This is a genomic window from Sporosarcina sp. P2 (genome assembly GCF_002743255.1).
Taxonomy (GTDB): domain Bacteria; phylum Bacillota; class Bacilli; order Bacillales_A; family Planococcaceae; genus Sporosarcina.
The window spans coordinates 464,173-483,247 of the sequence record NZ_PDYY01000001.1; the positions used below are offsets into that span (position 1 = coordinate 464,173).

Sequence of the window (19,075 nt, forward strand, 5' to 3'; positions counted from 1 at the left end):
AAGTTCGGAACCATGTTAACATATATTTGTAGAGACAACAATAGAAAGTAGGAGGATCAGAAAATGAAACCAAAGGAAATTGTGTTTTGCGCATTATTTGCAGCATTGATGGGGGTGGGAGCGAACATTGCACCACTGTTGACGATTGGAGGTGTGCCAGTCACACTTCAATTACTATTTGCTATTTTGGCAGGGGGATTACTAGGCAGCCGATTGGGCGCCTGGTCTATGTTTGCTTATTTATTTATTGGGTTGGCAGGCGCGCCGATATTTGCGCAATTTAAGGGAGGCCTCGGCATTTTCCTCAGCCCGACGTTCGGTTACATTATTTCTTTCATCTTTGTAGCGTATATCGTAGGCAAATTCTTCGAGCGTAAACCGTCGTGGATCAGTTACGCGTGGGCAGGTTTTCTTGCGATAGCGGGTAATTACATAATCGGCACAAATTATATGTATTTTGCCTATGTATACTGGGTAGAAGCGCCTGCAGGCTTCAGTTATGTACTAGCATGGTCTTGGATGGTTGCTTATTTACCACTGGATATCGGCGTGACAATTCTGTCTATCATATTGATTCCAAGACTTCAGAAAGCTATCAAATACCAGCCCCAAGCCAAGCGTTTAGCATAAAAAATATACCTGTGTAAGAACGATTGAACAGTTCTCACGCAGGTATATTTTTACATTACACCATCAAAAATCCACCGCTCACACTAATGCACTCACCATTCACAAAACTCGAGTCATCTGAAGACAAGAACGCTACAACCGAAGCTACTTCCGCGGGGTCACCCATACGACCAGCAGGCGTTAACATCGTCGCCATTTTCTTCACGTCTTGTGGCAAATCCTTCGTCATATCCGTATTAATCTGACCTGGCGCAACCGCATTCACCGTAATCTGCCTCCCACCGTTTTCTTTAGCTAATGTTCTCGTCAATCCAAGCACACCGGCTTTCGACGCGCTGTAATTTGCCTGACCCATATTGCCCCAGCTGGAAGAAGAAGAGACATTAACAATCTTGCCGTATTGTTGCTTTCGCATTTGTGGAATGACTGCTTGGCACGTATAGAACATACTGTTGAGATTGACGTCCATGACCGAATGCCACTGCTCGGGCGTCATTTTGTGGAAGAACGAATCTCTCGTTATACCTGCGTTGTTAATCAATATATCAATCTTGCCGAACTTCCCGTAAATAGTAGAGAACGTTTTCGTCACATCTTCCGGATCGGCCACGTTGCACTTCATTGCGAAAACCTTTTCACCTGAAGCATCTAATGCAGAAGCTGTTGTTTTCAACTGTTCAAAGTTTACGTCTAAAATTATCACCGAAGCACCATCGCGAAGTAAACGCTCCGCTATCTTCTCTCCGATTCCTTGTGCTGCGCCCGTTACGACAGCAATTTTATCCACAAATTTTCCCATCACCCACACTCCTCATCACTTTTATAGAATAGTTAGATAATTTTATCATAAATGAATGATGATTCATATAGGGAAGTAGTAGCTTTGTGATGGAGTGGTAAATAGACGATTCCGTCATCCACCAATTCAATCACGTGAAATAATTCACTCTATCCTTTACTATTAAAAACAGTACGGCATAAAACACGCAACTAAACGAAAGGCGGAGATATACAAATGAATGCTTACGATGAGTACATGCGCGGGATTGTTACACCGATGCGCGAAGAACTAACAACTGTTGGGTTTACGGAACTCACAACGGCTGAAGAAGTCGATAATACGCTAAAAGACTTGGAAGGCTCAGCCGTTATTGTGATCAACTCTGTGTGTGGCTGTGCAGCAGGTTTGGCACGCCCCGCAGTACGCGAGGCAATAGAAGAAGTAAAACCGGATCACTTGTTTACAGTATTTGCTGGACAAGATAAGGAAGCGACAGAAACTTTCCGTTCGTACTTCCCGGAAATTCCACCAAGCTCGCCGTCCATTGCGATTTGGAATGAAGGTAAAGTTGTATACTTTATTCCACGTGAACAAATCGAGAATTTCCAAAAAGATCAAATTAAAGATCATCTAGTCGACGTCTTAACTCAAGTAGTCGCTCAGTGAACGTGATTATTACGACAGCAGGACGACCTGATGAACATTCCGCTACACTGGTGCAGCAAGCAGCGGACGCGTTACAGGCGCCTGTCGTCGAACGAAAAAAGCGGTCCATTCCTACACTGCAGAACATCTATCAAGCAGATGTTCTAGTGGCGGGGAAGGACCGCTATTCGTTTTACCCAAAAGGCAGCGACGAGCCGTTCTTCTTTCATCCGAACTCTGCGACTTATCGCTTGAAACGCATACTAAAAGGCGAAATAGATCCACTTGTGGCAGCAGCCGATCTACAGCCAGGAGACTCATTCCTCGACTGCACACTGGGACTCGGGTCCGACGCGATCATCGCATCCAGCACTGTGGGAGAAAAAGGAATAGTTGAAGGAATCGAAGGGGACCCAATCGTCGCGTTTATCACAAATATTGGTTTACACAACTTCCCCATCGACTTTCCATTACTACAAGACGCGATGAGTCAGATTCAAGTAATTCACTCGGAAGCTATAGATTTCCTGAAAACCTGCGAAACGAACTCACGCGACGTCGTATTCCTTGACCCGATGTTCACGACACCGATCGAAGAGTCCTCAAACTTTGAAGCGTTACGTGCAATCGGTGTAACTGATACCGTCTCGGAACAATGGGTAGAAGAAGCTTTGCGCGTATGCAGACGCCGAGTCGTTTTGAAAGACCATTATCAGTCTCCGCTGTTTGAACGCTTTGGCTTCATTCAGCAAATTCGCCCGTATACGAAAGTCCATTATGGCGTGCTTGAGAAATAAAATGGGCTTTGGCGCGGTTAGGAGGTGGAATGGCGCGGTGTTCTGTTGGAATAGCGCGGTTATCTGCTACTTTGGCGCGGTATTTCTGACTTTTAGCGCGGTCCCACGTCCGAATAGCGCGATTCTACCTCTTTTTAGCGCGGTCACTTCATTTTTAGACTTGGCAACTTCCATAGAAAAAAGACTGTATGGCTTTATTCAAAGCCATACAGTCTTTTATGTTTTTACATAACGCCAGCCGCATCGAAAAGGTGAAAGTGCGCACCTTTTCGATACGTCTTCCAGTGCCTGTCGAGGCTAGACGGCGTTCTTCGCTTTTGGATTAGTGCGTGAAATTAAGGGAGCTCAAGTACAAAGTCAATACAAGCATACCAATACCTAATAGTAAGTTAACATCCATTGTTGCGACCTCCTTTATATGTAGCGCGTTGATTGACATCCGCTTAACTTGCAATCAAAGAACATTTTGTGAAAATGATGATTGAAGTTTGACTTTATTGTACAATGAAATAGTGAAAGATGAAACCTTTTGTGACGCTTTTCGTATGAGTTATGTAGATGTATGACGGAATGTTGAAGGAGTGATGAAAATGAAGCAATGGTTACAGCGGCTGATGATCGCATCTGTCGCCGTGTTGACACTGGGCGTCATTACACCCAATCATGAAATTTGGACAAACTTTCAAGACAAGCATGAACCGAATGAATCGGGTACCCGCGCAGAAGGTATGGAGTATTCCCTTGAACTGCATAACACAAGAAATGACTTACTGACACTCGATAGTTACACTGAAGAACAGCAATTGGTCGCACACGCACGTCTATTAACGTATGAAAAGTTTGGACAGCGTATCGGCCCCGTTATCCAGAATGAATTCGATAACGAGATTTTCCCACGAATTGAAGCAGTAATCCAAACGACCGTACATAATGCAGCAGATCGTCGTCTTGCCATAACCGAGCAGCCCTCAGGGGATTATGCGGAAAAGATTTTCCATGTTTACGACAAGACGGCGAATCAAGATCTTATTAAATTCCACGTGCGGACAGAAAAGCGACCGGGTGACGGCTACTTTTATAATTTCCACTACCATACAGCGGATGATGGATTTGTCGCACATCACTCAGTCGGTGATATTTACTGGTCTAAAAATACACCGCCTAAATGGCTTTCGTAAAGACATTGAAGTTTTTTCGAGAGAAAACTGAATTGAATAAAAACCGTGCGAACCCGAATTTGTGTAATTTGGCTTCGCACGGTTTTTTGTTTCGTTTTTATAAATTGTGTGCAGTAAGTTTGTAGAAGGTTGTGTAGTTCTAGAAGTCGATGCTTATTTGTGATTAATAAATACGTCAAAGCTAGTATTTTTATACAGGAATTTCTAAACCATTATCTAAATCATTAATATTCCTCAGCATTCAAAACGTAAGGCCAACTCTAAACTAAAATCAGGGAAATAAGTTTCAAGATTTACCGCTGACGGATCTCCGTGTTCGATGAAAGTCGCCTGCACGGTAAAGGTCCTATCGAAAGCCGAGACATAGAGAAGGTATGAGACGGGAATAGCGTGAACAACAGTATTAGTATTACCAATGCACAGTACGATATTAATAATAAGCTTATTACTCTGACAAGCACTAATTTTGATGTGCTAGGGAATAATAGAGGCATCAATAATCTGAATCATGGGTTATGGTATGTGGGGTGCTCTATTTTTTTGGAAATTAAACTTAGAGCCGTAAGGACTCAGGGATATGAATTCGATTCAGTTAATAGATAATTTACAATTAGTGAATGAAAGTTCTCTTATTGAGCACTTAACTAGCTAAATATAATCGTGAAATCCATCATTTACGCCAACGCTGCCTGCGCCCAAAAACCTTGGAATTGTCTAAGTTTGAACCGTGGCAGCGGAAACTTTCGACGAAAAAACGTCTTTTTCACTCGTAGTCAAAAGTTTTATTAGGGGATGAGTTTATGGATGATCCTGTTTAATCGAGTGGATATGTAGTTTGTCTTTGGAATTATTTTTGCGTATTTTGAATGAATATATTAAGAAGGGAGAAATAGGGCATTTTTTTCGCATATAAATACCCTGCAAGTAACAGATCTTCAGATGATTAAGAATTGATTTAGCAGTGATCAACAACAGCTGCAACCCATTCGTATATTCCATAAAACATAAAGCGCAATTACAAGAAACTCTCGTAATGATTTCTGTAATCGTGTTTTTGTGGGTCTAGAATTCCTCAAATTGTCATTTTTATGATACAAACAAGTTCCGATTAATTTTTTTTGTTTAACATACAAAAGAGATTGATTGTTGATATAATAGAACTATGAACTAATTACCTATTAATTATTCGTACAAGTTCAATTAAAAGTATTAGATTACCAAGAGATTTCAAATTCTATTTGAAGCTTATACTTTTTACTAAAATGGACAAAGTTCTAGAATGTAGCCCATTGTCTTTCGAACAAATCAAAGGCATTTTATTACGACAGCGAAGTTTTCAAAAGGAGCTAGAGAATACACAGAATCCATTGATAAAAGAGTCATATTAATTGATGGACAGCAATTGACCGACGTCATGTTTAAGTACAATGTTGGTGTATCTGAAGAAAAAGTTTTAATTATTAAGAGAATCGATTTGGACTTTTTTAAGGAATAAATTATAGATAAAAATACTTGTAATAATCCACTAGAGAGGAATGAGAGTATGGCAATTGTTTATGGTCGAGAACTTTTGGAGGAAGGGTTGGAAGTTGCAGATGGGCAATATAAAATTGGATTAAAGGGAGAATTAAAAGTTCTAAACAGTTTAGAAAAAGTCCTATCTTCAAATGCTGTTCTAGTTGCTAAACCGAATATTGGGGAATACGAACCTGATCTTCTGATTCTTCAACCTAATTTGAATTTCATACTAGCAGAGGTGAAAAACACATCACTTTCTTCTATTAAAGCGATTCAGTCGAACGGTTTGATTGAATGTCATACATATCAGATGAATCCTACAGAGCAAGTAAAGTACCACCGAGATCAACTACAACATTTTGTGTATGCGGTGACCAAAAAGGATGTTTACCGGAACATTGGGCACTGTGTAGTGTTTCCTTCGATTTCTCGTAGTGAGTTTCAGAAAAAATTTCAATCTACGTTTACTCATTGGAAGAATTCAGATGTCAATATCTTCTTCAAATATCATCTATTTCAGGAAGATCTTTGGGAATTTTCAAAATGGGAAGGGTGTTTTAAATTTAAACCTGAAGTTTTCGCATTAAATGAATTTGATATCTTTTCACTATTGAACAAAATGAAACCTAGGAAACATTCCAAGTTTTCTTTGAATATATTGAACGCTGAAGCTATTCGTACATTGGTTCCTCTGCGCCCAGTCTTTAGCAGAATGGAAGAAGTAGATGTAGATGAAACCAATTTTATCAGGGAAACTATTCAATCTCTGGTGCATAACGCCATGATAACTTCGGAGAACGCCATTTCTGTAACAGAGGGATTGCTGAGCTTAAAGAATTTAAGAATGGAATTATCTCACGAACTGACTCCTTATGTAAACAAAGCAAATGAATTGACCCAGATGGAGAATAAACTTATAACGGAAGGCCGCGTAATAACCGAATCATTTAAAATGGAAGTCGAGAAAGAGCTGAAATCCTTCTTCGATAAGCAGACACGTAGCATGCAAAGTGAAATTGAAATCGGTACGAAATGGCATTCAACCTTAACGGATTCAACAAAAAAAGCATCAGGCTTGGTGCTTAAAGGGACAAAGCATTTACTATCTATGAATGAACACACAAAATCTGCGGCGAATCGCCTTTCATCCATTGATTCACGTACGTTGATTGAACACCTACTGGAAAACTTCCTTTCTTCAGCTGCTATCAGTACAAAGACTGGACTAGTGATAAAAAGTGCAAGTAAGAAATATGAGGACAAATGGAAAGAAATTATTGATGAATACAGTTACTATGTGACTCAATTGGCAAGTGAAAAATCAAACACTGTTACACGTAAGCAGCTAAACAACAAACATTCAATAGGAACATCTGAACAAGTACTTGGTTTGACGCTAGGGTCCGCTGTAATTGGAACGGTGGGATTAGCAGCCGGTTGGCATACACTAACTTATGCGGCACTCAATGTTTTCCCTCCGATTGCATTCTTCGCGGCTATTGCAACTGTCACAACGGGGATTGTAACTAAAAATCACGTGATTGAAACAAGAAAACAAGAAGTGAAAAACGCTGCAGACACTATTTATAGTCATGTCATGAAAGAATTGAATCCACCGCGCACCGTAAGCAGAAAGAATGCGCTCTTTACACAGGTAGACGAAACGAGCAATCTTTATACACTACAAGCTGTGAAACAGGGAACAGAGCAATTGCTGGGAAATTTGTCGTTAGATCACTATCGAGACCTAATTCACGGATTCCAACAGTTTGACCAATTGCTGCAGGAGGCTCTTGTCGACTTGGAATGTCAATTGCAGGTGAAAGAGACTGTGTAATTGTACTTGAGCGATAAAGCAGTCGATTAAGTGTGAAGAATAGATGATTCAAAGCGGGTACCAGATCCACATAAAAATCCAAAGCAATTCAGAATTGTACTAGTAACCGGTGCCTTTGATTATTTAAAAAGGGAACAATTTGTAAGACAAGCACAAGACTTGAAAAAGTACCTGTGTGAAAAGTAATAGTGAACATTCAAACAAACATGAAAGCTTGATACACAGGTACTCTAAAAAACACACCGCCGAAATGGCTAACCTAAAATTTATTGAGCACTCGTCATGATGACGGGTGTTTTTTTATCCTATACACGTTGATGTGACCGTGATGGTACACGCTGATGAGATAAACAAAAATAACAGGTTGAATGGGTTTGCGGTCTCAACTTCTTAGCTTGATTAAGAAAAGCGAAAAAAGAGGTCTATTTTTGACCCCCTTTAAGCATCTTTCCATTCACCATTCCTTTTCTCCATTTTTTTAATTTGTTTACTTAATTGATCAATTTGCTTTTGCATTTTCTCCATTTCTTCAGATCGCTGGTCTTCTGTATCTTGTTGGTTTGCTTTTTCCTGGTTTGCTTTTTCTAGTTCTTGAAGTACAATACCTGCGGCGATGGTCGAAATAGCATCCCCCAATGTAGCAAGTGCGGTCCCGAACAATGCAAGCTTGGCGGCAAATACTTCAGGAGAGTCTGTATTTTGCCCAAACTGTTGGTTGTTGGAGTTGCTCATGAACACGCCTCCTTTCAAACACTAGCTATGATTTAAAAAATATAAGAACCAAACGGCATGGTTTTGTTCATCTGCCGATGCTTGAGTAAATGAAGACCTAACGATCGGGATTTGGGTTTCACGTGCAGCAGTATGATAAAAGTCAACTGTCGTTTGCTCATCCATAAAAGCTGATTTTACGCCACTCATATAATCTTTCCCACAGCCTTCTGTGATGTTAAGTGCGGGTTCCTTACCGGTCAATTGGAAATAGAGAGACCAAAAGGTTTGATAATGCCTAATTTCGTCATTTCTAATTTCTAGTATTTTATCTTTAATCACTTGAGTTGGCGCTTGATTAGCTAAAATTTCATAGCAATATATAGCATGATATTCTCCATTAATAGCTTTTAATAAATTATTAACGGTTTGTATATTGGCATTCCTGTATTCGTGACTAGTGCTTAGCAATGAACTCACTCCTTTCATAATAAACAGCATTCCTATATATTTTATGTTTTGTTTTCAAATGAGTGAATGAAAAAAGGCCACTGAAATAGTTCAGCGACCTCATACACTCACCATGTAGTGTACTGGCAGTGTAGGTAAGTAGTACAATCCTTAAACGTAGTAAATTTTGGATGGAGAGTCAAATTAAAATGGATGTACTTCCCAAATAATAGTTCAGATGAACACTTTAACGCAGCATACTCTTCGTGTATACGCTATAAGTAAAGGCACCATTTGAATAGAATATATAGCTATACGACGAGTATTCTATGCCGGTTACAAACACACGACCGAAATGGCTGTTTACTCAGCCCTTTCATGGTATGTTTTGTTGTCTTAATGTTATAATGAAAATAATTTCAGATGAGGGAGCTTGAAGCATGAAGCAATATTTAGATCTATGTCAACATATTCTAGATACAGGAACGAAAAAGGGAGATCGTACGGGTACGGGGACATACAGTGTCTTCGGTTATCAGATGCGTTTTGATTTGGCGCTAGGATTTCCTTTGTTAACGACAAAAAAGACGGCGTTTCGTTTGATTGTCTCAGAATTACTGTGGTTTATTAAAGGAGATACCAATATTCGAACGTTGATACAGGAACGTAATGGAATTTGGGATGAATGGGCATTTGAACGGTATGTAAAAAGTGCGGCATATACAGGACCGGACATGACGGACTTTGGTCGCCGTGTACTACAAGATGAAGAATTCGCGGTCGTCTACAAAGCCGAACTCGCTACATTTAAAGAGAAAATCTTGGCTGATGAAGAATTTGCCAAGCAACACGGTGATCTAGGTCCCGTCTATGGCAAGCAATGGCGAGCGTGGGACAGCGAGAACGGTGTCATCGACCAGCTGGCACAGGTGATCGACAGCATTAAACATAATCCTGACTCGCGTCGCCACATCGTCACAGCGTGGAACCCGGCAGAAGTGGACGACATGGCTTTACCCCCATGCCACTTACTGTTTCAGTTTTACGTAGCGGATGGCAAGTTATCATGCCAGCTCTACCAACGGAGTGCGGACGTCTTCCTAGGCGTACCGTTCAATATCGCGTCCTATGCATTGCTCATTCATTTAATTGCACATGAATGTGGTTTAGAAGTAGGCGAATTCGTCCATACATTAGGAGATGCACACTTGTATCAGAACCATATCGATCAAGTACATGAGCAATTGGCGAGAGAGCCGAAAGAATTACCGACAGTGCATGTGAATTACGCAGGTCGTTCGATCTTTGATTTGACGGTAGAGGATATTTCCATTGAAGGTTACGATCCGCATCCGAGAATTAAAGCACCGATCGCAGTATAAGGAGGAAACTGTATGATTTCATTAGTAGTGGCACATGATCTAGGCCGAGTCATCGGTAAGGACAATGAGATGCCATGGTATATTCCGGAAGAACTACAATATTTTAAAGAAAAAACGATGGGCAAGGCGATGGTTATGGGACGCAAAACGTTCGAATCCATAGGCCGTCCGTTAAAAGGTAGATTGAATATCGTCGTCACGCGAAATACAGATTACAAAGCGGACGGGGTAACGGTCGTTCACGATATGGACAGCGCCGTGAAGCTTGCAAGAGACTATGCTGACGAAGTGATGGTCATTGGGGGTGCCGAGATTTTCAAGATGTCGATGGAAGATGGTGCTGACAGATTGTATGTTACGGTCATCGAGAAAAATTACCCAGGTGACACGTTCTTCCCGGCATACGAAGAAGATTACGTAATGACAAGCAAGTCCGAACCGCATTATGCAGAAGACGGCACCGCTTATACGTACCAAATTTGGGATAAAAAATAACGTTCCTCTCTATACATAGAGAAGAACGCTAAAGAACATCGATGCGCTACCTGCCATAACGAATAGGTGCCAAATTGCGTGATTGTACGGTACACGGCGTGCCATGAAGAAGTACGCACCTGCTGTATAGAACAATCCACCGATTACGAGCAACCATATGCCCTGTGGCGGCAGCGCGTTATATAGTGGTTTAATCGCTAACACGATCAGCCACCCCATCATGAGATAGAGGGCAAGGGATAGTTTAGCGAAGCGGTGAATATAAAAGATCTTAAATAAGATGCCGAACAAGGCCAATCCCCAGATGATGCCGAATAATGTCCAGCCGAGTGTTCCTTGTAAGGTAACGAGCAAAAACGGCGTATACGTTCCGGCAATCAATACATAGATGGCGGAATGATCAAGAATCGCGAAAAACGATTTCAATTTGACTGGCATACTATGTAGTAGCGTACTCGCGAGGAATAGTAACAACATAGACACGCCAAATATCGTGAAGCTCCCTATGGCAATTCCGGTGCCTTGTTTCACACCTTTTAAGATCAGCAAGACTAGTGCAGGGATGCAGAGTAAGAACCCGATGGCATGTGTGATCGCGTTCCAACGTTCTTCCTGCATATTCTTGTAATCGAATGACTCTTCCATTGTTATCGCACCTCCCGCAACACACTATACCAAATACAACGAAAAAATCGCAATAGCTACACCCGAAGGAGATAGAAATCATGAAAAAAATTCATATCGTCACGGATTCCACTGCAGCACTAACGGATGAACTGATTGCTCAATACAATATCCATGTCGTACCTTTAACGCTGACCATCAATGAGAAGTCGTATATTGACGGAGTAGAAATCCAACCGGAAGAATTTCTCGACTTAATGCGCGACGCAAAAGAATTGCCGAAAAGCTCACAGCCGGCTGTTGGCGTATTCCAGAACCTTTATGACGAACTGGGAGCGGATGGATCACAAATTATCTCCATCCATATGACGGGTGGTATGAGTGGGACAGTGAAATCCGCGGAGACGGCAGCTCATGCGTCAAGTGCAGATGTTACCGTCATCGATTCCATGTATATATCACACGCACTCTCATTCCAAGTGATCGAGGCATGCCGACTCGCCGAAGAAGGCAAGACGGTAGCAGAGATTGTGGAGGAACTTGATAGTGTACGTAAACGTTCCTCTTTATATGTCGTCGTGGATGTACTTGATAATATGGTGAAAGGCGGACGTATCGGTAAAGGGAAAGCGATGTTCGGCTCTCTCATGAATATCAAGCCTATCGCATCACTGAAGGATGGGGTGTATACGCCAGTCGCGAAGGTACGTAGCCATAAACAAGTAGTCTCTTATTTGTTTGATGAGTTTAAGAAAGAAACAGCAGGGAAAGTAATTCGTAGTGTCGGGATTGCGCATGCAAACGGCCTTGCGATGGCGGAACCACTAAAAAATAAGATTGAAGAGATGGGCATTCACGTGATGCTGTCATTTACGACACCAATCGTCAGTACCCATACCGGGGAAGGCGCGATCGGATTCATGTATTACACGGAGTGATATTAACTACAAAGGATATGACATTATGAGAAGAATGCTAGTGCTAAGTCTCGTCTTCTCCTTGTTCTTAGCAGGATGCCAGGTCCCATTCAGCAAAAAAGAGACGACGCTTGCGGAACGTGAAACCGTTGCGTTCGAACCGTTCATTGTGCCGGAAACATTCATCCCTAAACGCGTAAACGTATTAGGGCTAGGTGATTCATTAACACAAGGAGTCGGAGATGAACGGAAAGAAGGCGGATATTTCGGCCGTTTGACGTCGGACATGGAACAATGGAAAGGCATTATGGAAGTGGACGCCGTGAATTTAGCGAAACGCGGACGGCGTAGCGACCAGTTTTTAAAGCAATTGCAAGATGAAGACGTGCAAGAAGCGGTCATTCAGGCAGATTATATCGTCTTCACGATCGGTGGCAATGACATCATGAAAGTAGTCAGAGGGAATCTCATGCAAATGAAAATGTCTGATTTCTATAAGGCGCTTGGTAAATTCGAAACGAGAATTGAAGAATTGTTCGAAATTTTGCGCCTCTATAACCCGGATGCCCCGATCATCGTCGCAGGCCTCTACAATCCGTTCTCCGTCGTAACAGACGAAGTACAGGAGTTTGAAGACATTATCGCAGACTGGAACCGCTCGATTGAAGAACAAGTGGAACAAGATGGTATGGCCTGCTTTGTTCCGGTAAAAGATTTATTTGATTCGAATGAAAACCTGGTTTATCACACAGACTTCTTCCATCCGAACAGTAAGGGGTATGATTTGATGGAAGAGCGTTTTGTAAGTGAAATTAAAGGCTGTTCAGCGGTTGACCTGGAAGTGGAGTGAAGTACAGAATGAATATTTGGAAAGTAGCATTTTTCAGCCTGGCGGGAATCGTGGTGGCGGTGCTTGTGGGACTCATGATCCTTATCAGTGGTGCCACCGCTTCACCGCCTCTTCCGAAAGATCAAGCGGTCAAAGAGGAAGGCTATACGATGGCACTGAAAACAACTAAAGTGAATTTTGAAGGAATTGCGAATACGTACATCCGAAAAGCCGTAAAAGGTACGTTGCCAGTAGAAATAAAAATGCGCGACGATGTATTGTTGACGTCCGAACTCACGGTATTCTCACATACCTTACCGCTCGCGATGCATTTTGACCCAGTCGTACGAAAAGATGGAAACTTAATTCTTAAACAATCGTCTATGGAATTAGGACAGTTGAATATACCTCCTTCTACAGTACTGAAATTACTGAAGAGTTCCGTGGAGCTTCCATCCTGGATGGTCGTGCGACCGAAAGAAGAAGAAATATTCATTGATTTAAAGGACTTGCCACTCTCGGGTGACGTCCAAGTGAAGGCAAAAGAAGTGAATTTAGCGCAAGATGAGATTATATTGGAAGTATTGATACCAAAAAACTAAGGGGGCAACGACTATGGCAATACAATACGCAACTTTCGCAGGCGGGTGCTTCTGGTGTATGGTAAAGCCATTCGACCAGTACGATGGAGTACATTCGGTTACGAGTGGCTATACTGGCGGACATACTGTCAATCCAACTTACAAAGAAGTTTGTACCAATACAACCGGTCACCGGGAAGCTGTAGAGATTGAATTCGACGATCGTGTCATTCGTTACGAAGAATTATTTGATATTTTCTGGCAAGTGATAGACCCTACTGATGCAGGGGGTCAGTTCCATGACCGTGGCGAATCGTATAAGTCAGCCATCTACACACACTCGGACGAGCAACGACAAGCGGCAGAACGTTCGAAGCAAGCTTTGCAAGATAGCGGCAAGTTTAGCGCGCCCATCGTGACAGATATTTTCCCAGCGGACGTGTTCTATCCCGCTGAAGAATATCACCAGCGGTATTACGAGAAGAACCCAGACCATTATGCGCGTTACACTGTCGGATCAGGACGCGCAGGATTTATCGAAAAGAATTGGGGGGATCGTTCATGAAAAAAGACTTACGTACTGAATTGACAGAGATGCAGTATCATGTGACGCAAGAAAATGGTACAGAACCACCATTTCGTAATGAATATGATGCACACTATGAAGACGGAATCTATGTAGACATCGTGTCAGGCAAGCCGTTATTTAGTTCAAATGATAAATACGATGCAGGTTGTGGATGGCCAAGCTTCACGAAACCAATTGAAGCTGTGGAAGTTACTGAGCATTTTGATACAACTCACGGCATGCGCCGCACAGAAGTACGCAGTAAGACAGCGGATTCTCACTTAGGACATGTCTTCCCAGACGGACCAGCAGAGCAAGGCGGCTTGCGTTATTGCATCAACTCCGCTGCATTACGTTTCGTTCCGGTGCGTGATCTAGAAAAGGAAGGCTATGAAGAATACAAGGGGTTATTTGAATGAAGGAAGGTGACGACGATGGATCGATCCTTTTACCATTTCGCGCTACGTTACCGTGGCGGTGATCAAGACGATGAAAAGGCGTTGTTTGCAGATAGGATGTTTCTCGATGCCGGTTTCCCGAAAGATGAAGAGGATTTCGATTCATTGTCTCGTTACGTAGAGGATATGGCGGATGATCATTTACGTTCTACTACGTTTGATGAAATATACGCTATCTATCAAGAACTTTGCAGCAGGTAAATGGCGAGGGTTTCATTGCATCTCGCCATTATTCACTGTATGATAAAAACAAATTAGTGAAATGAGGCTGAAAAAAGATGAGTATACATATTGATGCAAAACCAGGCGATATCGCAGAAACGGTTCTACTCCCAGGAGATCCATTGCGCGCAAAATATATCGCGGAAACATTTTTAGAAGACGTCGTACAGTACAACGAAGTGCGGAACATGTTTGGCTTTACAGGAACATACAAAGGCAAACGTATTTCCGTACAAGGTACAGGCATGGGTGTGCCGTCTATTTCTATCTATGTAACAGAGTTAATGCAAGAATTTGGCGTTCAGAAATTGATCCGTGTTGGAACATGTGGCGCGATTCAAAAAGACGTGAAAGTGCGTGACGTTATCCTGGCACAAGGTGCAACGACCAACTCCTCATTAAACGACGTAACATTCGGTCCGATTCGCTTTGCACCGATTGCGAATTTTGATTTACTGACGAAAGCGTACAATGCAGGAAAAGAAAAAGGCTTGCATTTACAAGTCGGTAACGTCTACACAGAAGACTTCTTCTATAATGAAGACGCACAGCATGAAAAATTAGCGCGTCATGGTGTATTGGCCGTGGAAATGGAAGCAGCAGCACTCTATACGCTAGCTGCTCGTTATGGCCGACAAGCACTCGCTGTTCTGACAGTAAGTGACCACATCCTAACAGGAGAAATTACTACTCCTGAAGAGCGTCAAACGACATTTAATGAAATGATCGAAGTCGCGCTAGACGCAGCAATTGCTGAATAATAGAATAGATAGAAACCTACAAAAGACCGCTCTTGGCAGCGGTCTTTTGCAGGGATATGGAAGGTAGGGAAGACAATGAACGAAAACGATTCGCATGAGAACGGGGAATCCGAAACGGAAGCGCCGAAACCTACTCGCTATATTCGGCTCAAACCGTTTTCTCTGATCATGCTCATTTTTTTCCTTGTGCTGGCGACAGCCGCCGTTACCGTCGTTGCACTGACAGTCGGAGACGAAAAAGTAGTAGAAGTCGTCAAACCGAATCAAGTAGGTATGGAACGAAAAGAGTTCAAGAAACTGTATGAGGCATATGATCAACTGAAAGAAAGTTACTTTGACGACGTAGACGATCAAGTCGTCATTGACGGCGCGATCAACGGAATGGTTGATTCATTAGGCGATCCGTACTCTGATTATCTAAATGAAAAAGAAGCCAAGCAATTGAATGAAAGCATATCTTCAAGTTTTGAAGGAATTGGTGCAGAAATTCAAGAGTCAAACGGCTATATTAGTATTGTTTCACCGATCAAAAACTCTCCTGCTGAAAAAGCTGGCTTGTTACCGAATGATACCGTACTGTCGGTAGACGGGGAAAGCATACAAGGTTTGTCTTCATCAGAAGCGGTATTGCTGATCCGTGGAGAAAAAGGGTCGACGGTCACATTATCTGTACGACGTGGTAAGAACTCTGATCCGTTTGACGTGAAGATCGTTCGTGACGTGATTCCGATCAATACAGTCTATGCAGAAATGCTCGACGACAACATCGCACATATTAACATCACATCGTTCTCGGAACATACGTACGAAGAATTACTCGAAGCGCTAAATGAAATGACCGATAAAGGGATGGAAGGCGTATTGATTGACGTGCGTCAAAATCCAGGTGGTATCTTAAGCGGGGCAATCGATATTTCCGACTTGTTCGTCCCGGACGGCAAGGTGTTATTCCAAACTGAAGAAAAAGGCAAGGCACCGGAAGCGTATCCTTCGTCTAACGGACAAAAAGTAACGGTTCCAGTCGCATTGATCGTAGATGAAGGAAGTGCGTCCGCGTCTGAGATCTTAGCGGGTGCGTTAAAAGAATCTGCAGGCATTCCGATTGTCGGTGTCAAGACATTCGGTAAAGGGACGGTTCAAACACCTACTCAATTACCGGACGGCTCCAACTTGAAATTGACGACAGCGAAATGGTTAACACCGGACGGCAATTGGATCCATAAAAAAGGGATTGAACCCGATATTGTAGTACCATACCCTTCCTATGCATCACTGCCTTTCCTCGATTCATCTGAAAAGATGGACGTAGGTCTCGTTTCTCCTTCTGTACAAGCTGCGGAAGAGATGTTAGAAGCAGTAGGCTATGATCCAGGAGAAACAGATGGTCTCTATGACGAGGATACAGCAGAAGCTGTTAAAACGTTGCAGAAAGATCTATCGCTGGAGCAGACAGGCATCTTGACTGGTGATACAACGGTTGGCTTAATGCAGAAATTACGGGACAAGATGAAAGAAGATGACCCGCAATTACTGAAAGCGAAAGAAGTCGTGTTAAAAGAAATCAATTCATAATCAAAGATCCACGCGTCCAGCAATCGTTGGGCGCGTGTTCTCTATGGAAAAGGATGATAGTTAAATGATAGATGTATATTTACTCAGCGGCTTTCTCGGAAGCGGCAAGACATCGTTACTCGTAAATTTGGTTGACCAAGTAAAGGAATCTGGTAGACAACCCGCTGTATTGATGAATGAATTTGGCGAACTGAATATCGACAGTCAAATCGTTGAGGAGGCGGGAGAAGTTCCGTTAAAAGAATTACTAAATGGCTGTATATGTTGTACGGGTGCGGAATCTACGGAAGCCCAATTACAAGGCTTGCTAGCGGATTATCCGGAAATTGACGTGTTGTTCATTGAAACAACGGGTGCGGCTCACCCCGTAGAAGCGTTAGACGCTGTCTACTCACCGTTGTTCGCGGAGAAGCTAGACGTCAAGGGAATCGTTACTGTAGTCGATGCGAAGCGCTGGATCGACCGTGACAAGCTGTCGCCGCGGATTCAGTCTTTATTCCTCGAACAAGTCCGCCACGCACACTTCATGGTACTCAATAAAACGGATTTACTGACAGATACTCAATTGGCCTTCGTGACGATGCAAGTGACACAATTTAATAGTTATGCACCGCTTGTCCAGACAGTGAACGCGAAAGTCGATTTCCACTATGTCGAGAAGATGGTCAAAGCGGCGGTACCGAAACAGCCGGTCTCTACAGGGGGTGGTTTGCCACTTGCATCAAAAGTTTTGTCGTTTGATACACCGATCAACCAAGAACATTTTGAAGACTGGGTGCGGACATTACCGGATAGCGTGTACCGCATGAAAGGCTATATCCAACTAGAAGGTTCGCGGTACTCCCATTTATTCCAATATGCATACGGCATGGTCAACTGGATACCGGAATATATGCAAATCCCGTCCAAGTTGGTAATCATCGGGGAGCAACTTACTGACATCGAGTACTTGCCCAAAAACTAGTTGTCAATAGCGATCTATTGTTAATAGTGTTCTCCATTGGATAAGGTTGCCAATTAAATCACTCTAAAACTCTCATTCCATAGCTTTGTAGAGTTCATTGGACAAATTGGTAGGAATGACCAGAATCTCTCCTATTCTTTTACGTTATGCTAGGTCACGTAGAAAAGGAGGGACCAAGATGAAAAAACCTTTATCACTCATCTTATTAAGCTCAGCTATTTTATTGCCTACTCATGCAGCAGAGGCAAGCACGACAAATCAGGTGCAAACACAGACGTATAATTGTGCCGTCGCAAATCAGCAGGTGTACTCGTATTACTGGAGTAACTATCAGAAGCCACAACAACCGAGCAAACCGGTAGCACAACCAACACTACAACAACCAACTCAACCAAACGAACCAGTGAAAAAGCCACAAACAGACAAGCCGACACAGCAACAAACAGCGAATGTGTCCGCTACAGAGCAAGCCGTACTCGATTTGACGAATGCGGAACGTACGAAGGCAGGACTCAAGCCGTTGCAGATCGATGCAGCCTTGCAGAAATCCGCAAAGCAGAAATCAGCGGATATGGCAACAAACAACTATTTCTCTCATACGAGTCCGACATACGGTTCACCGTTTGATCAAATGAAGCAAAACGGCGTTACATACCGTTCGGCAGCCGAGAATATCGCAATGGGTCAGCGTAGCGCACAAGATGTCGTAACAGCTTGGATGAATTCAGCTGGACACCGTCAGAATATCTTGACGCCCGAGTTCACGCATATAGGTATTGGGTATGATGCGAATGGCCATTATTGGACGCAGCAGTTTATACAGAAATAAAAATTTGAAGGTCAATGGATATACGTCCATTGATCTTTTTTTAATGAAGAGAGTTTGAGACTTTGTTTTTTTCGTAGTGTGAGTTCGAGAGATAGATCAAGATTACTAGAGAAGCTTTGGCAATAGAGCGGTTACGGAGTAGTATAGAGCGCTTGACGTAAAGTATGAGCGCTTTTGGATCCTGTTAGAGCGGTTGGCGGTGACAATAGAGCGGATATGGTCTTCTGTCAAGAAAGTGGACACCATTTATTGAGCGTTTATTTTGAAAAACCTACCGCGCTACGCTTGCTGTACTTTCGTGGAGGAACAGTTAAAGTGACAACTGT

At 42.6% G+C, this 19,075-nt stretch carries 22 protein-coding genes; 18 read left to right on the top strand and 4 right to left on the bottom strand.

Annotated features, from left to right (window positions below):
* Positions 1-63 precede the first annotated feature (63 nt).
* Positions 64-630: a biotin transporter BioY gene (locus tag CSV67_RS02185; RefSeq protein WP_099629973.1), complete on the top strand. Its 567-nt coding sequence runs from the start codon at positions 64-66 to the stop codon at positions 628-630.
* Between the two features lie 55 nt (positions 631-685).
* On the opposite strand, the gene fabG is transcribed toward CSV67_RS02185, so the two are convergent.
* Positions 686-1,429: a 3-oxoacyl-ACP reductase FabG gene (gene fabG / locus CSV67_RS02190; protein WP_199173108.1), complete on the bottom strand. Its 744-nt coding sequence runs from the start codon at positions 1,427-1,429 to the stop codon at positions 686-688.
* Positions 1,430-1,645: 216 nt separating this feature from the next.
* Between fabG and CSV67_RS02195 the strand changes: the two genes are divergently transcribed.
* The 5 genes from CSV67_RS02195 to CSV67_RS02215 all read left to right on the top strand — a co-directional run bounded on the left by CSV67_RS02195 (position 1,646) and on the right by CSV67_RS02215 (position 7,386).
* A complete protein-coding gene (locus CSV67_RS02195; protein ID WP_099629975.1) occupies positions 1,646-2,077 on the top strand; it encodes a BrxA/BrxB family bacilliredoxin in 432 nt (143 codons plus the stop codon).
* Positions 2,074-2,853: a class I SAM-dependent methyltransferase gene (locus tag CSV67_RS02200; RefSeq protein ID WP_099629976.1), complete on the top strand. Its 780-nt coding sequence runs from the start codon at positions 2,074-2,076 to the stop codon at positions 2,851-2,853. Before CSV67_RS02195 ends, CSV67_RS02200 begins: the two co-directional genes overlap by 4 nt.
* 590 nt (positions 2,854-3,443) lie before the next feature.
* Positions 3,444-4,031 (top strand): YpjP family protein, encoded by a 588-nt coding sequence (locus CSV67_RS02205; protein ID WP_099629977.1) that lies wholly within the window; start codon positions 3,444-3,446, stop codon positions 4,029-4,031.
* A gap of 1,318 nt (positions 4,032-5,349) precedes the next feature.
* Positions 5,350-5,526 carry a restriction endonuclease gene (locus CSV67_RS02210; protein ID WP_233192540.1) on the top strand — a complete coding sequence of 59 codons (177 nt, stop codon included), beginning with the start codon at positions 5,350-5,352 and terminating at the stop codon, positions 5,524-5,526.
* 48 nt (positions 5,527-5,574) lie between these two features.
* Complete coding sequence (locus CSV67_RS02215; RefSeq protein WP_099629979.1) at positions 5,575-7,386, top strand: nuclease-related domain-containing protein; 1,812 nt, start codon at positions 5,575-5,577, stop codon at positions 7,384-7,386.
* Between the two features lie 438 nt (positions 7,387-7,824).
* Here the strand turns inward: CSV67_RS02215 and CSV67_RS02220 are convergent, their stop codons facing one another.
* Both CSV67_RS02220 and CSV67_RS02225 read right to left on the bottom strand, forming a co-directional pair.
* Entirely contained in the window at positions 7,825-8,118 is a 294-nt protein-coding gene (locus tag CSV67_RS02220) for a translation initiation factor 2 (RefSeq protein ID WP_099629980.1), read from the bottom strand.
* Between the two features lie 21 nt (positions 8,119-8,139).
* The gene (locus tag CSV67_RS02225; RefSeq protein WP_233192529.1) at positions 8,140-8,568 is read right to left on the bottom strand and encodes a ferritin-like domain-containing protein; all 429 of its coding nucleotides are present in this window, start codon (positions 8,566-8,568) and stop codon (positions 8,140-8,142) included.
* A 419-nt stretch (positions 8,569-8,987) separates the two neighbouring features.
* Here CSV67_RS02225 and CSV67_RS02230 point away from each other — a divergent pair, with 419 nt between their 5' ends.
* Both CSV67_RS02230 and CSV67_RS02235 read left to right on the top strand, forming a co-directional pair.
* A complete protein-coding gene (locus CSV67_RS02230; protein WP_099629981.1) occupies positions 8,988-9,929 on the top strand; it encodes a thymidylate synthase in 942 nt (313 codons plus the stop codon).
* A gap of 12 nt (positions 9,930-9,941) precedes the next feature.
* Positions 9,942-10,424: a dihydrofolate reductase gene (locus tag CSV67_RS02235; RefSeq protein WP_099629982.1), complete on the top strand. Its 483-nt coding sequence runs from the start codon at positions 9,942-9,944 to the stop codon at positions 10,422-10,424.
* A 9-nt stretch (positions 10,425-10,433) separates the two neighbouring features.
* On the opposite strand, the gene trhA is transcribed toward CSV67_RS02235, so the two are convergent.
* Complete coding sequence (trhA, locus tag CSV67_RS02240; RefSeq protein WP_099629983.1) at positions 10,434-11,069, bottom strand: PAQR family membrane homeostasis protein TrhA; 636 nt, start codon at positions 11,067-11,069, stop codon at positions 10,434-10,436.
* Between the two features lie 80 nt (positions 11,070-11,149).
* Here trhA and CSV67_RS02245 point away from each other — a divergent pair, with 80 nt between their 5' ends.
* From CSV67_RS02245 to CSV67_RS02290, 10 genes are all read left to right on the top strand, one after another.
* A complete protein-coding gene (locus CSV67_RS02245) occupies positions 11,150-11,986 on the top strand; it encodes a DegV family protein (RefSeq protein ID WP_099629984.1) in 837 nt (278 codons plus the stop codon).
* Positions 11,987-12,011: 25 nt separating this feature from the next.
* On the top strand, positions 12,012-12,815 hold the full coding sequence (locus CSV67_RS02250; RefSeq protein ID WP_099629985.1) for a GDSL-type esterase/lipase family protein: 804 nt from the start codon (positions 12,012-12,014) through the stop codon (positions 12,813-12,815).
* 8 nt (positions 12,816-12,823) lie between these two features.
* Positions 12,824-13,396 (top strand): YpmS family protein, encoded by a 573-nt coding sequence (locus tag CSV67_RS02255; RefSeq protein ID WP_099629986.1) that lies wholly within the window; start codon positions 12,824-12,826, stop codon positions 13,394-13,396.
* A gap of 13 nt (positions 13,397-13,409) precedes the next feature.
* A complete protein-coding gene (msrA, locus tag CSV67_RS02260) occupies positions 13,410-13,940 on the top strand; it encodes a peptide-methionine (S)-S-oxide reductase MsrA (RefSeq protein WP_099629987.1) in 531 nt (176 codons plus the stop codon).
* Positions 13,937-14,362, top strand: a complete 426-nt coding sequence (gene msrB, locus CSV67_RS02265) for a peptide-methionine (R)-S-oxide reductase MsrB (RefSeq protein WP_099629988.1) — start codon at positions 13,937-13,939, stop codon at positions 14,360-14,362. The genes msrA and msrB overlap by 4 nt, the downstream gene beginning before the upstream one ends.
* Before the next feature lie 15 nt (positions 14,363-14,377).
* A complete protein-coding gene (locus tag CSV67_RS02270) occupies positions 14,378-14,602 on the top strand; it encodes a YozE family protein (RefSeq protein ID WP_099629989.1) in 225 nt (74 codons plus the stop codon).
* 77 nt (positions 14,603-14,679) lie between these two features.
* Positions 14,680-15,384 carry a purine-nucleoside phosphorylase gene (deoD, locus tag CSV67_RS02275; protein ID WP_099629990.1) on the top strand — a complete coding sequence of 235 codons (705 nt, stop codon included), beginning with the start codon at positions 14,680-14,682 and terminating at the stop codon, positions 15,382-15,384.
* 75 nt (positions 15,385-15,459) lie between these two features.
* Positions 15,460-16,956 carry a lmo1851 family serine protease gene (locus tag CSV67_RS02280; RefSeq protein ID WP_099629991.1) on the top strand — a complete coding sequence of 499 codons (1,497 nt, stop codon included), beginning with the start codon at positions 15,460-15,462 and terminating at the stop codon, positions 16,954-16,956.
* A gap of 64 nt (positions 16,957-17,020) precedes the next feature.
* On the top strand, positions 17,021-17,920 hold the full coding sequence (locus tag CSV67_RS02285) for a CobW family GTP-binding protein (RefSeq protein WP_099629992.1): 900 nt from the start codon (positions 17,021-17,023) through the stop codon (positions 17,918-17,920).
* Positions 17,921-18,098: 178 nt separating this feature from the next.
* The gene (locus CSV67_RS02290; protein WP_099629993.1) at positions 18,099-18,749 is read left to right on the top strand and encodes a CAP domain-containing protein; all 651 of its coding nucleotides are present in this window, start codon (positions 18,099-18,101) and stop codon (positions 18,747-18,749) included.
* Positions 18,750-19,075 lie beyond the last annotated feature (326 nt).